This window comes from Martelella sp. NC20, from assembly GCF_013459645.1.
Classification (GTDB): Bacteria; Pseudomonadota; Alphaproteobacteria; order Rhizobiales; family Rhizobiaceae; genus Martelella.
Map to the genome: position 1 here is coordinate 2,160,748 of NZ_CP054861.1, position 14,057 is coordinate 2,174,804.

11 protein-coding genes and 1 riboswitch are annotated in these 14,057 nt (G+C 62.1%); of the genes, 7 read left to right on the top strand and 4 right to left on the bottom strand.

The window, feature by feature from the left end; all coding sequences use genetic code 11:
* Nucleotides 1–21: 21 nt before the first annotated feature.
* On the bottom strand, nt 22–1,269 hold the full coding sequence (locus HQ843_RS10360; protein WP_180898382.1) for a Zn-dependent hydrolase: 1,248 nt from the start codon (nt 1,267–1,269) through the stop codon (nt 22–24).
* Nucleotides 1,270–1,480: 211 nt separating this feature from the next.
* Between HQ843_RS10360 and HQ843_RS10365 the strand changes: the two genes are divergently transcribed.
* Nucleotides 1,481–2,116 (top strand): TetR family transcriptional regulator C-terminal domain-containing protein, encoded by a 636-nt coding sequence (locus HQ843_RS10365; RefSeq protein WP_180898381.1) that lies wholly within the window; start codon nt 1,481–1,483, stop codon nt 2,114–2,116.
* Between the two features lie 9 nt (nt 2,117–2,125).
* On the opposite strand, the gene HQ843_RS10370 is transcribed toward HQ843_RS10365, so the two are convergent.
* From HQ843_RS10370 to HQ843_RS10380, 3 genes are all read right to left on the bottom strand, one after another.
* Nucleotides 2,126–4,816 (bottom strand): bifunctional diguanylate cyclase/phosphodiesterase, encoded by a 2,691-nt coding sequence (locus HQ843_RS10370; RefSeq protein ID WP_180903476.1) that lies wholly within the window; start codon nt 4,814–4,816, stop codon nt 2,126–2,128.
* Between the two features lie 217 nt (nt 4,817–5,033).
* A complete protein-coding gene (gene preA, locus HQ843_RS10375; RefSeq protein WP_180898379.1) occupies nt 5,034–6,341 on the bottom strand; it encodes an NAD-dependent dihydropyrimidine dehydrogenase subunit PreA in 1,308 nt (435 codons plus the stop codon).
* Nucleotides 6,342–6,353: 12 nt separating this feature from the next.
* Nucleotides 6,354–7,715, bottom strand: coding sequence for an NAD(P)-dependent oxidoreductase (locus HQ843_RS10380; protein ID WP_180898378.1), 1,362 nt, complete (start codon nt 7,713–7,715; stop codon nt 6,354–6,356).
* Nucleotides 7,716–8,080: 365 nt separating this feature from the next.
* Between HQ843_RS10380 and HQ843_RS10385 the strand changes: the two genes are divergently transcribed.
* The 6 genes from HQ843_RS10385 (at nt 8,081) to HQ843_RS10410 (ending at nt 13,967) form a co-directional block, all read left to right on the top strand.
* Complete coding sequence (locus HQ843_RS10385; RefSeq protein WP_180898377.1) at nt 8,081–9,040, top strand: 2-hydroxyacid dehydrogenase; 960 nt, start codon at nt 8,081–8,083, stop codon at nt 9,038–9,040.
* Between the two features lie 73 nt (nt 9,041–9,113).
* A complete protein-coding gene (locus HQ843_RS10390) occupies nt 9,114–9,335 on the top strand; it encodes a hypothetical protein (RefSeq protein WP_180898376.1) in 222 nt (73 codons plus the stop codon).
* A gap of 3 nt (nt 9,336–9,338) precedes the next feature.
* Nucleotides 9,339–9,578: a hypothetical protein gene (locus HQ843_RS10395; protein ID WP_180898375.1), complete on the top strand. Its 240-nt coding sequence runs from the start codon at nt 9,339–9,341 to the stop codon at nt 9,576–9,578.
* Nucleotides 9,579–9,713: 135 nt separating this feature from the next.
* Nucleotides 9,714–11,018 (top strand): nicotinate phosphoribosyltransferase, encoded by a 1,305-nt coding sequence (gene pncB, locus HQ843_RS10400; RefSeq protein ID WP_180898374.1) that lies wholly within the window; start codon nt 9,714–9,716, stop codon nt 11,016–11,018.
* Entirely contained in the window at nt 11,019–11,627 is a 609-nt protein-coding gene (locus tag HQ843_RS10405) for a GNAT family N-acetyltransferase (RefSeq protein ID WP_180898373.1), read from the top strand. It abuts the gene before it with no gap.
* A 69-nt stretch (nt 11,628–11,696) separates the two neighbouring features.
* Nucleotides 11,697–11,885, top strand: a riboswitch (cobalamin riboswitch).
* Between the two features lie 156 nt (nt 11,886–12,041).
* Nucleotides 12,042–13,967 carry a TonB-dependent receptor domain-containing protein gene (locus HQ843_RS10410; RefSeq protein WP_180898372.1) on the top strand — a complete coding sequence of 642 codons (1,926 nt, stop codon included), beginning with the start codon at nt 12,042–12,044 and terminating at the stop codon, nt 13,965–13,967.
* The last annotated feature ends 90 nt before the right edge of the window (nt 13,968–14,057 follow it).

Consider the following 14,057-nt stretch of genomic DNA (forward strand, 5'->3'; position numbering starts at 1 on the left):
GTGAGGGAGCAGCGCCCGCCGTCACGCCACAATCTCCGCCGTCTTCAACACCGCCCTGAGCAGCACATCCGCGCCGGCCACGGCCCATTCCCTGGAAATCTCCTCGGCCTCGTTATGCGACAGCCCGCCAACGCAGGGGCACATCACCATGGTGGCGGGCGCGACCTTCGCGGCCCAGCAGGCGTCGTGGCCGGCGCCGGAGACGATGTCCATGTGGCTGTAACCGAGTTCGACCGCGGCCTCCCGGACATTGCCGACCAGTTCCGGATCGAAGGTCACGGGGTCGAAATGGCCGACAGCCTCCACCGAACAGCCGACGCCGAGCGCCGCGCAGATTTCCGCTGCCTGGCTTTCGATCGAAGCCCGCATGCGGTCGAGCTTGTCCTGGTCGACGGTGCGGATATCGACGGTGAAGGTGACAGTGCCGGGCAGCACGTTGCGGGAATTGGGCTTGAAGACCATCTGGCCGACGCCGCCGACGGCATTCGGCTGGGCATCCATCGCCACCTCCTGCACCATCTCCAGAATGCGGGCCATCGCAAGCCCGGCATTCACCCGCATCGCCATCGGCGTCGAGCCGGTATGCGCCTCCTTGCCGGTGAGCGTGAATTCCAGCCACCACAGGCCCTGACAGTGGGTGACGACGCCGATCTGCTTTTCCTCAGCCTCCAGAATCGGGCCCTGTTCGATGTGGTATTCGTAATAGGCGTGCATCTTGCGCGCGCCGACCTCCTCGTCGCCGACCCAGCCGATCCGCTTCAACGCGTCGCCGAAGCTCTTGCCGTCCTGATCCTTGCGGTCATAGGCGTAGTCGAGGGTATGAACGCCGGCGAACACGCCCGAGGCCATCATCGCGGGGGCAAAGCGCGCGCCTTCCTCATTGGTCCAGTTGGTGACCACGATCGGGTGCTTGGTCCTGATATCGAGGTCGTTCAGGGTGCGCACCAGTTCCAGCGCCGACAGCACGCCGAGCACGCCGTCATATTTGCCGCCGGTCGGCTGGGTGTCGAGGTGGCTGCCGACATAGACCGGCAGCGCGTCCGGGTCGGTTCCGGGCCGGGTCATGAACATGGTGCCCATTTTGTCGACGCCCATGACAAGCCCGGCATCGTCGCACCATGCCTTGAACAGCGCGCGGCCCTCGGCATCGGCATCCGTCAGGGTCTGGCGGTTGTTGCCGCCGGCGATACCGGGGCCGATCTTCGCCATCTCCATGATCGCGTCCCAAAGGCGGTCGCCATTGATCCGCATGTTCTCGCCTGCCGCCATTTCCGTTCTCCCCTGGTTTTTTGCGCCTTGAGGGCGATTATGATGTTTTTGACCGGTTGGTAAACTTTACAGTTTCCAACACAAGGCTCAAGTGATCAAAATGAAAATCGGCGTCGTTTTCAGCAAAACTGCCCATGTTTTTGGCGTGAATTGATTTTGGGCAGAAACAGTCTATGGAATGCGGGGCATAACAGCACGGATGAGGGCGGACATGACGGCACGGGCGGCGAAGACGCAGCGGCGCACACGCATCCAGGTGGCGAAGGAAGAGGTGATTCTCGAAGCCGCGCTCGACGTGTTCTCGGCGAACGGCTTCCGTGGCGCGACGGTGGACCAGATCGCCGAAGCCGCCGGCATGTCCAAGCCGAACGTGCTCTACTATTTCCGTTCCAAGGAAGCGATGTTTTCAGCCCTGATCGCGAGCGTCATGGACATCTGGCTCGATCCGCTCAGGGTTTTCGACGTGGACAAGGATCCGGAGGCCGAACTGCGCTCCTATATCCGCCGCAAGCTGGAAATGGCCCGAGACTTTCCGCGCGAAAGCCGCCTGTTCGCCAATGAGGTGATCCAGGGCGCCCCCAATACCGAGGCGTTCCTGAAGGGCGAACTCAAGGATCTGGTCGATGAGAAGGCCAAGGTCATCCGCGCCTGGCAGAAGGCCGGCAAGCTGCGCAAGGTCGATCCCTACCATTTGATCTTCTCGATCTGGGCAACGACGCAGCATTATGCCGATTTCGACGTCCAGGTGCGCTCGGTGCTGGGCGAGGGGTTGGCGGGCGAAGGCCGGTTCGAGGATGCGGCGCGCTATCTCGAAACGTTGTTCGTCAACGGGCTGATTGTGCGGTGAATTCGGCCGTCAATCTGCTTCGGGCGGGCCTGCGTTGATGTCGAATTGCTCGACCCACTTGCGTTCCCGCGCGAAACGCACGAACGCCTCGTTGTCGAGCGGTGGGGCGAAGAAGAAGCCCTGAAACGCGTCGACGCCGAGATCGCGGAGGATATGGGCATGTTCCAGCGTCTCCACGCCCTCGGCGATCACCTCGATGCCAAGCGCCCGGCCGATCTCGACGATCGAGGCGACCAGCCGGCGCTGACTTTGGCCGGTCGTTATCGGGAATATGAGCTGGCGGTCGATCTTCAGCCGCTTCGGTTCGAGCGCGAGCAGGCTCAGGATCGAGGCATAGCCGGTACCGAAATCATCGATTTCGACATCGACCCCGAGGGCCTTTATGGCGGCGACGCTCGTTTCCAGGCTGGTGCCCTGGTCATCGAAGGAGATCGATTCAAGCAGTTCGAGGCATAATGCGCCGGGTTTCGGCGCGATCTCCCGAATGCTTTCCAGCAGGCCGGGATCGACAAGGCGCTGGGCGGAGATGTTGACGGAAATATGCGGAACGGCGATGCCGTTGTCGCACCAGATCCTGTGCTGGGCGGCGGCCTTCTTCAACACCACCGCGTCGATGCGCGCAATCGAGCCGGTGGTCTCCGCCGTGCCGATGAAATGGTTGGGGGCCAGCATGCCGCGCTCGGGGTGACGCCAGCGCACAAGCGCCTCGACCCCCTCGATCTCGAGCGTATGGGCCGAAATCTGGGGCTGGTAGAAAACCTGGAACTGGTCATCCTCCAGCGCCACGAGCAGTTCGTCGGCGACCTTCTTGTTGGTGATCGCGATGTTGCGCAGCGCGGTGTCGAAAACCACAGCCTGGTTGCGGCCCATGCGCTTGGCCTCGTAGAGCGCGATTCCGGCATTGACCAGCACGTCGCGCAGCGCGTTCGCCTCGTCATCCATCCAGGCGATGCCGACGCTTGCCGAAACACGGACCTGATGCTCGCCATATTGCAGCGGTTTTCCAAGTGCTCGGATAATATCCTGCGCAAGGCGGGAAAGCCTTTCGCCGTCGCCGTTCCAGTGCGTCACCAACGTGAATTCGTCGCCGCCGACACGCGCCAGAAAATCCTTCGGCGCGGAAATGGAGCGAAGCATGCCTGCCGCATGGCGCAGCATTGCATCGCCCGCGCTGTGGCCAAGCGTGTCGTTGATTTCCTTGAACCGGTCGAGATCGATATGAAGCACGGCGAAGGGCGGCTCGACAGCCACTTTCTCGTCGCCCTTTACAAAAGCGGCTTCGAGGTAGCTGCGATTGGCAAGCTCGGTCAGCCCGTCGTGAAGCGCGTTGTGGCGCAGAACGGCCTGCGCGCGCTCCAGCTCCCGGTTCTTCTCCAGCGCTTCCGCATTCGCGCGCTTGATATCCTCGTGCAGCCGGATATCGTCGGTGATATCCCAGTTGACGCCGACAACATGCGTCCGGCCGCCGACATCCCGGTAAAATCCGCCGAAGACCTGGAGATGGCGGACCGTTCCATCGTCGAGAACGATGCGGAAATCGCTGCGGAAATTTTGCTCGGCAGCCAGGAAGTGCTCCAGCCTCTCGAATTCGAGCTGCCGGTCCTCGGGGTGCAGGCGACGGGACCAGATCTCGACGCCGTTCCTGTCGCAATCCGCGCGCTCGCCGTAGAGCGCATACATCCGCTCGTCCCAGATCGCCTCGCCGGTTTCGGCATCCATGTCCCATACGCCGATGCGCGAGGCCTCCAGCGCGAACTGCATGCGCTGCGACAGGTGTTGCAGTTCCGCCTCGCGGGCTCGAAGCGCCGTGATGTTGCGGTTGCGCTCGCGCATCAGCTTGGCGATGCCGAACACGAAGGCGATGATCAGAATGCCGATCGAATCGATCAGAAGATGACGGGAAAGGCGCTCGCCCAGGGGCTCCTTCCAGCCGCCGCGCGGCATGGCGGCGACCGTCCATTCGGTGTTGGCGAGTTGAACAGACTGGGTTACCGGATCGCCGGCGAAGATTGTCTCATCGCCGAAAAGAACCTGCTCCGGCCGGCCGTCGTCTCCGTCCTTGCTGATGGCTATCGCGAGGGCCGGGTGGGCTGCCTCGATGGTTTCGCCGGATAGCAGGCGGTCCAGATCGACAAGCGAGGTGAGGATGCCCCAGGCATCGTTTTCGGAACCGTCGTATAGCGGGTAGTAGACCACCAGCGCGCTGCCGCCCTGCACCAGCGGTATCGGACCGTCGACCACAGGTTTGCGGGTCAAGAGCGCCTTGTTGATGGCGGCCATCTGATCGGGGCGGTCGGCGTAGTCTAGGCCGATGGCCGCACGGTTTTCGGAAAAGGGAAAAACCATTTCGATGGTCATGTCGCGCGCGATCGCCAGGTTCTGCAGCGCCGAATCCTGGTCCAGCGCTTTGCGGGCGACCCGTTCGAACCGAGGCGACGAAATCTCCGGCTCGAGCGAAATGGCAAGGCCAACCCCCTCCACCAGCTTGAGATTTTCCCGGATGCCGGCTGTCACCCTTGCGCTGGAAAGGGCAATTTTCTCCGCCGTTTGCAGCCGAAGGTTCCGGGTGAAGTTTGAATCCATCTCGCGGTTGGTGAAGTACATTGAGGCGAGCACCAGCGCCGTGGCCGCCAGGGCCAGTATGTCGCTCGGGATGATGCCCCATCGTCTGGCCGCAGGGGTTTTCGCCGGTTCTACCATGCCGTCCTATCCATCTTATCCGGCGATAAATATCGTCCATGCAATCCGGATAAAATGGGATTATAGATTTGAAAATTTAAAAAATAATATACACTTCAAATACTGATGAACTCTAATGGTTTATATCTATGTATTTTCCTGAACTTATTTAATCTGTACTAATATACAGAGAGTCGCGAAAAATCTCTTCGCGACTCATGATGTCTTGTGATGGTTTTTACTCCGCGGCTGCCATCGGGTTGTTGGGGTGCGTCGTCCAGTTGGCGTAGTCCGCCGATACGCGCTCGCCGGTGCGCTGGTCCTTCTCGCCGGGGGCGAGCGCCACCATGTCGATGCAGTTCTCGACCGGACAGACATTGACGCACAGATTGCAGCCGACGCAGTCCTCCTCCTTCACCATGAAATGACGCTCGCCGTCAACCATCGCCGTGATGGCCTGGTGCGAGGTGTCCTCGCAGGCGATGTGGCAGCGGCCGCACTTGATGCAGGCGTCCTGGTCGATGCGGGCCTTGGTGATGGCGTTGAGGTTCAGATACTGCCAGTCCGTCACATTCGGCACGGCGCGGCCCGTGATGTCGTCCAGCGTCTGGAAACCCTTGGCGTCCATCCATGCCGAAAGCCCGGAGATCATTTCCTTGACGATCTTGAAGCCGTAGGTCATCGCCGCGGTGCAGACCTGCACATTGCCGGCGCCGAGCACCATGAATTCGGCAGCATCCCGCCAGGTGGTGATGCCGCCGATGCCGGAGATCGGCAGGCCTGTGGTTTCCGGGTCGCGGGCGATCTCGGCCACCATGTTGAGCGCGATCGGCTTGACCGCCGGGCCGCAATAGCCGCCATGGGTGCCCTTGCCGCCGACCGTCGGATTCGGCGCGAAAGTGTCGAGGTCGACGGAGACGATCGAGTTGATGGTGTTGATCAGCGACACCGCGTCCGTCCCGCCCCGGTGGGCGGCGCGGGCCGACTGGCGGATGTCTGAGATGTTCGGCGTCAGCTTGGTGATCACCGGCATGCGGGTATACTGCTTGCACCAGCGCACCACCATCTCGACATATTCCGGCACCTGGCCGACGGCGGCACCCATGCCGCGCTCGGACATGCCGTGCGGACAGCCGAAATTGAGCTCGATCCCGTCCGCTCCGGTCTCCTCCACCAGCGGCAGGATCGCCTTCCAAGCCTCCTCCTCGCAGGGCACCATGATCGACACCACGATGGCGCGATCCGGCCAGCGCATCTTGACCTCCTTGATCTCGCGGAGGTTCAGATAGAGGTCGCGGTCGGTGATCAGCTCGATATTGTTGAGGCCGAGCAGCCTGCGGTCCGCGCCCCAGATCGCGCCATAGCGCGGGCCGTTGACATTGACCACCGGCGGGCCTTCCTCGCCCAGCGTCTTCCAGACCACGCCGCCCCAGCCCTCGCGGAAGGCGCGTTCGACATTATAGGCCTTGTCCGTCGGCGGCGCGGAGGCGAGCCAGAACGGGTTGGGCGACTTGATACCGACGAAATTGTTGGAAAGATCAGCCATTGTCTTGTCTCCTCACGCCACGGCGCTTGCAAGCGGCATCTCGCCTGCCAGAACATGATTGATGGAAATCGCGGCGTCGCGGCCCTGCGCGACCGAGGTGACCGTCAGGTCCTCGCCCTTCTTCACGCAGTCGCCGCCGGCCCAGACATCGGGGAGAGAGGTGCGGCCCCCGGCATCGATGGCGATCCGGCCGGCTACGATCTTCAGCGCGTCCAGGTGGTCGGCGACAAACGTCTGGCCGATCGCCTTCAGCACGTGGTCGGCGGCGATCACCCCGGTCTCGCCGGTGGCGATGAGCTTCCCGTCTTTCACGTGCGTATGCTCGAACAGCACGCCGGCGACCTTGCCGTCCTCACCGAGGATCTCCTTCGGCGCCAGATAGTGGCGGATGAACACGCCGCGCGAGGCGGCCAGCTCCTGCTCGAATTTCGAGGCGCCCATGGCCTCCGGCCCGCGCCGGTAACAGAGCGTCACTTCGTCCGCGCCGAGGAGCTTTGCCTGCACGGCGGCGTCGATCGCGGTCATGCCGCCGCCGAGCACCACGACATGGCTGCCGACGGTGATTTCGGCGAGGTCGTCGGCCTGGCGGATCGCCTCGATGAAATCGACGGCGTTTTCGCAACCCGTCAGGTCCTCGCCGGCAACGCCCAGTTCATTGACGCCGCCAAGGCCGATGCCGAGGAACACGGCGTCATAGTCGCGGCGCAACTCGTCGAGGGTGAAGTCGCGGCCGAGCATCTGGCCGCCGCGGATTTCGATGCCGCCGATCTCCAGCAGATAGGCGATTTCCTTCTGGGCGAAATCGTCGACGGTCTTGTAGGCGGCCAGACCATATTCATTGAGCCCGCCGGCCTTTTCCTTCGCCTCGAGCACGATCACGTCGTGGCCGGCCATGGCGAGGCGATGGGCGCAGGCAAGGCCCGCCGGACCCGCGCCGACGACGGCGACGCGCTTCCCGGTCTCATGGGCACGGGTGTAGAACTGCTTGTTTTCGGCCATCGCGATGTCGGTTGCATAGCGCTGCAGCAGGCCGATCTCGACCGGCTTCTCCTCCGCCGTGTTGCGCACGCAGGCTTCCTCGCACAGCGTCTCGGTGGGACAGACGCGGGCGCACATGCCGCCGAAAATGTTCTGGTCGAGGATCGTCTTCGCCGCGCCCAGCGGATTGTCGGTCGATATCTGGCGGATGAACAGCGGGATATCGATCGCGGTGGGACAGGCCGTCATGCAGGGCGCGTCATAACAGAAATAACAGCGATCCGCCTCCACCGCCGCCTCGTGCCGGTCGAGCGGGGGATGCAGGTCGGAAAAATTGCGGTGATAGGCATCGGTCGCCAACCGCCGGCCCTGAAGGGCAGGATTCAAATCTCGCATCGCAAATATTCCCCAATTTTTGGTTGTTGGCGAAATGCTACCGCGAAAATAAATATTTATCAAACGGTAAATTTTTTGGCGGAAACCCGCTTTCCCGGAGAGGACGAAATGCGCTTCGCAGGCCGTCTTGCCACCGGCCTCTCCGTGTCATCCCCGTGCTTGACACGGAGATCCATGAAACGTTCTCCGCATGGCCTGGATGCTCGTGTCGAGCACGAGCATGACACCGTTGGCGAGGTTGAGCGCGAGCGGCGAAGTGGCGAAAGGCTTGCTGCTCACTCCATTCACACATTGCACCTTTCCTGTTGCCCCCGACGCCGGAAACATGGTGTCTGTCGGTTCGCAAGACTCACCGGAAGCCTGTCATGTTGAAATCCCCGCTGCTGATCGATCTCAAATTCTCCGACCGCGCTGCGGTGGTTGCGGCGCTGCAACGCCATTTCGCCGGTCGCGAGGTCATTGATCTGGGGGATGCGGAAAATGCCGGGCGCGACCTGTCCGATTGCCGTTACGCGGTCCTGTGGAAGCCTGACGACGACCTGTTCCGCCGCGCGCAAAACCTCGATGTGCTGTTTTCCGGCGGGGCGGGCGTCGACAGGGTTCTGGCGCTCGAAGGCCTGCCGGATGTGCCGCTGGTGCGTTTCGTCGATCCCTCGCTCACCCGGCGGATGAGCGAATATGTCGTGCTGCAATGCCTTTACCATCTGCGACAGGTTGCCTCCTATCGCGCAAGCCAGCAGGCCCGGCGCTGGGAGCCGCTGGCGCAACCGGAAGCCGGCGAGGTCACGGTCGGCATCATGGGGCTCGGCGAACTCGGCCTTGATGCCGCTGCAAAGCTGAAGGCGATGGGCTTTGCCGTTATCGGCTGGTCGCGCGGCGTCAAGGAAATCGACGGCCTCGAGACTTTCGATGCCGGCCGGCGCAATGCGTTTCTGGCAAAGACCGATATCCTTGTCGGTCTGCTGCCGCTGACGGCGGAGACCGCCGGCATTTTCAATTTCGCACTTTTTGAAAAGCTCAAACGCAGCGGTCCGCTGGGTGCGCCGGTGCTGATCAATGCCGGTCGCGGCGGCTCGCAGGTCAAGGCCGATATCGTCGCGGCGCTCGATCGCGGCATTCTCGGCGGCGCTTCCCTCGACGTCTTCGAGACCGAGCCGCTTGCCGCCGACAGCCCGCTCTGGGATCGAGAGAACGTCGTGATCACCCCGCATGTGGCGGCCGACAGCGATGTCGCGGCCCTGTTTGCCCATGTCGAACGGCAGATCGCGCGGTTCGAGGCGGGCGAGCCTCTCCAGCATGTCGTCGGCCGCGACCGGGGATATTGATAGACGGAACAATCTGCCAGGCGTCGGCGTTCTTACTTCGACTGAACTCGCACAGGCGGGCAAGGAGGAAGATATGGCAACGCATTTCGATCCCAAGGAAGTCCGCCCCGTGAAATATCCGGGTGAGGAAAATTACCCGCAGAAATCCGAGGACGATGGCGGTATCCCGAAGAGCGAAAACCCGCATCTGAACCGCGGACAGACGGTGATCATGATCCTGATCGCGATCATGGCGGGGGTCGTCCTGATATGGGGCGGCGCGGAATGGCAGTTTGACACGCCGTCGGTGGAATGATCAATGATTGACCCGAACAAAACCAACCGGACCGGCGGAACCGAGCACGGGAGCCCCGAACTCTCTCCGAACGAGGCGCGGCAATCGGAAAAAGGCCGTGGCTTGATCTATGTACTCGCGGGCGGTCTCGTGCTTGCCTTCGCGGTCTGGGCGGTTCTGGAACTCTTTGCGCCGAAGGGCGCCAGCCCGGATGTCGAAACCGTCACCGAGGACGCCGAACAAGTCGCTCCGGCGGCACAATAGGCGCGGTCGGATAAACTCGTTTTGAGCAAAACCGCGGTGCGCTCTGGATTTTATCGTATATTACGGCTAAGTCATCTGCCCTGAGGGGCGCATGGCCGTCCTTCACGCGAATGACGCCTGAAGGAGCGGGAGGCGATGGCGAAGACCGATATTGCCACACGGGTCTATGATCACAGCTGGAAGCTCGACCCGATCATCCGCAGCCTTCTGGACACCGATTTCTACAAATTGCTGATGCTGCAGATGATCTGGAAGCTCTATCCGGACGTCAATGCCACATTCTCGCTGATCAACCGGACCGCCTCCGTACGCCTTGCCGACGAGATCGACGAGGCCGAGCTGCGCGCCCAGCTCGACCATGCGCGGGAGATCAGGCTCACGAAGAAAGAGACCATCTGGCTCGCCGGCAACAGCTTTTACGGGCGCTCGCAGATATTCGAGCCCGAATTCCTGACCTGGCTCGCCAATTTCCGCCTGCCTGAATACGAACTGACGCGGCATGACGGACAGTATCACCTGACGTTCCACGGCCGCTGGATGGAAACCACGATGTGGGAGATACCGGCGCTGTGCATCATCAACGAACTGCGTTCGCGGGCGGCGATGAAGGATATCGGCCTGTTCACCCTGGACGTGACCTATGCCCGCGCCAAGGCCAAGATGTGGTCGAAGGTGGAGCGGCTGGCCGCCCTCGAAGGTCTCAGGATATCCGATTTCGGCACCCGGCGGCGGCACTCCTTCCTGTGGCAGCGCTGGTGCGTCGAGGCGTTGAAGGAGGGCATCGGACCAGCCTTCACCGGCACCTCCAACGTGCTGCTCGCCATGGATACCGATCTCGAGGCGGTCGGCACCAATGCCCATGAACTGCCGATGGTCGCCGCCGCCCTTGCCGAAACCGACGAGGCGCTGGCGCAGGCCCCCTACAAGGTGATGCAGGACTGGAACAAGCTCTATGGCGGCAACCTGCTGATCGCGCTGCCGGATGCCTATGGCACCGCCGCCTTCCTGCGCAACGCGCCGGAATGGGTCGCCGACTGGACCGGATTCCGCCCCGACAGCGCGCCGCCGATCGAGGGCGGCGAGAAGATCATCGCCTGGTGGAAGAAGATGGGCCGCGATCCGCGCGAGAAGATCCTGATCTTCTCCGACGGGCTCGATGTCGATGCCATTATCGAAACCTACAAGCATTTCGAGGGCAGGGTGCGCATGAGCTTCGGCTGGGGCACCAACCTTACCAACGACTTCATCGGATGCGCGCCGCATCGCCTCGGCGCGTTGAAGCCGATCTCGATCGTGTGCAAGGTCTCCGACGCCAATGGCCGCCCGGCGGTGAAACTTTCCGACAATCCGCAAAAGGCGACCGGCGATCCGGCGGAAGTCGAGCGCTATCTCAAATTCTTCGGTTCCGAGGATATGGTCGATCAGCCGGTGATGGTCTGAATGAATATCCGCAGAGGCAGAAACGAGGATCTGGACGCGCTTTACGCCATCGCGCTTGCGACCGCCGACAACGGCCGGGACGCGAGCGCGCTTTACGACGATCGGCATATGGTCGGCCACATCTATTCCGCGCCCTATCTCGTGGTCGATGGCGGCTTCTGTTTCGTGGCGGAGGATGACGAGGGCGTTTGCGGCTATGTCGTGGGAACCGCCGATACCGAGGCCTTTGCCCGGGCGCTGGAGGCGCAATGGTGGCCTGCGCTGCGCCAGCGCCACCACGAGCCGGACACGGCAAAACGGGCGGAATGGTCGCGGGATGAACTGCGCGCCTATTTGTTCCATCATCCCGAAATCCCGCCGCGCGCGGTTGTCGAGCGCTATCCGGCGCATCTGCACATGAATTTGCTGGAGCGCGCCCGCGGCCATGGGCTCGGACGCCGGCTGCTTGGCGCGGCGTTGCGTGAACTCACCGATCTCGGCGCCGCTCACGTCCACGTCGGGGCGGGATGGAGCGATGCCGGCGGCGCCGCGTTCTGGCAGGCCTGCGGGTTCGAGGTGCTGAGCGACGGCGATAGCCGCGTCGTCTATCTCGGCCGGGCTGTGGCCTGATTGCCACCCGGCCTGCGAAGCTCTGTTCAAACACTGCCAATTCCATTGACACCGGAAAACCGACCTCGCTAAGAAGGTTGCGGATCAGGTTCCGTTCGCAAGAACGGATGAAAAGGGAACGCGGTTCAAAACCGCGGCTGCCCCCGCAACTGTAACCGTTGAGCCGCTTCCATGACGTCACTGGGCGAAAGCCCGGGAAGACGGAAGTTCAGGCGTTGACGCGGAAGCCAGGAGACCTGCCCGATCCGGTCACCCTTGCTTGAACACGGGGTTCTTGTTCAGGCGCGGTCGTCCGTCGCGGTGACATTCGAAAACGATGTTGCCGTGGATGGATGGTCAGGTGAATTTCCACTTTCCCATTCCTTCCCCACGGTGCTTTACGCCGGCTGCGGCCGGCCCGAATGGGGATTTGATATGAGAGATTTCATTGCCGCCGGCGTCGCCGCCGCGGTGCTTGCTTCCGCTGGACAAGGGATAGCGCAGGATGTCGTGGGGGACGTTACAACGATTCTGGAACCCATCTATGTGACCACGCCGCTGCGGCGTCCGACCACGATCGTGCAGTCCACGTCAACGGTTACGGTGGTCACCGAAGAGGATATCGAGCGCTCCGCCGCCGTTGATCTTCCTTCGCTTCTGAGGCGCTATCCGGGCGTCAATGTCACCACCAATGGCGGCATGGGCGCGAATGCCGGGATTACCTTGCGCGGCACGAATACCGGACAGACGCTGGTGCTGGTCGACGGCATGCGGGTCGCATCCGCCACCGGCGGGGCGACCGCCATCGCCAATATTCCGCTTGCAAGCGTGGCGCGCGTCGAAATCGTCGAAGGCGCGCATTCGGCCCAGTGGGGCGCGGATGCGATCGGCGGCGTCGTCAACATCATCACCAAGGATGGCAGTCTCTGCGAAAACGGCGCGGCGATCTGCTCCAGCGTGGAAACCGGCGTGACCTGGCCCTGGGGCGGTTTCGGCACGCTGTCGACCCGCGGCGTCACCGGTTCGGGGGTCGATTTCAACGTCGGCCTGTCGATCATCGGCACAGAAGGCTATGATTTCACCACGCCTTCCAACTCTGTCCACGAACCGGGCCGCGACGGCTTCCTGCAGGGCGGCTTCAACTATTCGATCGGCAAGGACTTCACCTGGGGCCGGCTTTATTCGGAGGGCTTCTACGCCCGCTCCAATCCGCAATTCGACAGCGCGCCCTATGCCGACTGGATGACCGGCGACATGGTCTATGGCGCGAATGAGTCGATCCAGACCAATGCCGCCTTCAAGCTCGGCGCGGAGTTCGATCACGCGGACGACTGGTCGTCGGTGTTCGAAATCTATTCCGCCTTCGACTACCAGAAGAATTTCCGCGACGACTATCCGGACGCCGATACCCATTACGACACCAATCGCTATGGTGTTTCCGGCTCGACCACCAAGGAAGTCCTGGCGGGCGAGGCGCTGAACATCTTCACGCTCGGCTTCGATGCCTATCGCGAGACGGTGGATTCCTCCGTCGACTACACCGAGACGGCGCGCAATGTCGGCGCATTCTACGGCCAGTACAGCCTCGAACTTTCCGCCCTGACGGTCAATGCCGGGCTGCGCTACGATGCCGACGAGCAGTTCGGCGGCGCGCTGACCTACAATGTCGGCCTCGGCTACGAACTGGTCGAAGGGCTGACGGCGCGCGCCTCGTTTTCCACGGGCTTCAACGCCCCGACCTTCAACGACCTCTATTGGGCGTTCGACGGCTCCTATGTCGGAAATCCCTATCTCGATCCGGAGACCTCCAAGAACTGGGAGGTGGGCCTGAACTGGGATTCCGGCGTTGGAAGCGTGGTCGACGTCGTCTACTACGAGAATTATATCGACGACATGATCGTCTTCGTCTCCGACCCGGTCACCTATATCGGAACCATGGAGAATATCGAGAAGGCCAAGGTCAGCGGCGTGCGCGCCACCTATTCGCAGGCCCTGCTCGATGACCGCCTCGGCCTCGACTTCGGCTTCGAATATCGCCTGCCGAAAAACGAGACCGATGACGAGTATATCGCCGACCAGAACCGGCTGAAGCTGACGGCGGCGGCAAGCTGGCAGGCGACCGAACGGCTCAATCTCAATGCCGATATCGAATATGTCGGCAGCCGCTGGACCAATGCGTCCAGTTACAATCCGCGGCTCGGCGCCTATACGCTGGTTGATATTTCCGCGAATTATGCGGTGGATGACTTGTCAAATGTCAAATTCGCGGTCGAAAATCTTTTTGACGAGGACTATCAGACGATCAACGGCTATGTCGGTCCCGGCACAACCGTGACGCTTGCCTACCGAAGGACCTTCTAGATGTCATGCCCGGCGCACGCCAAACGGAATGCTCTCAGTGGCTTCGCAGCATGCGCCGGGTTCTTTGTTCTTCTCTCCGCTACCGCCTCC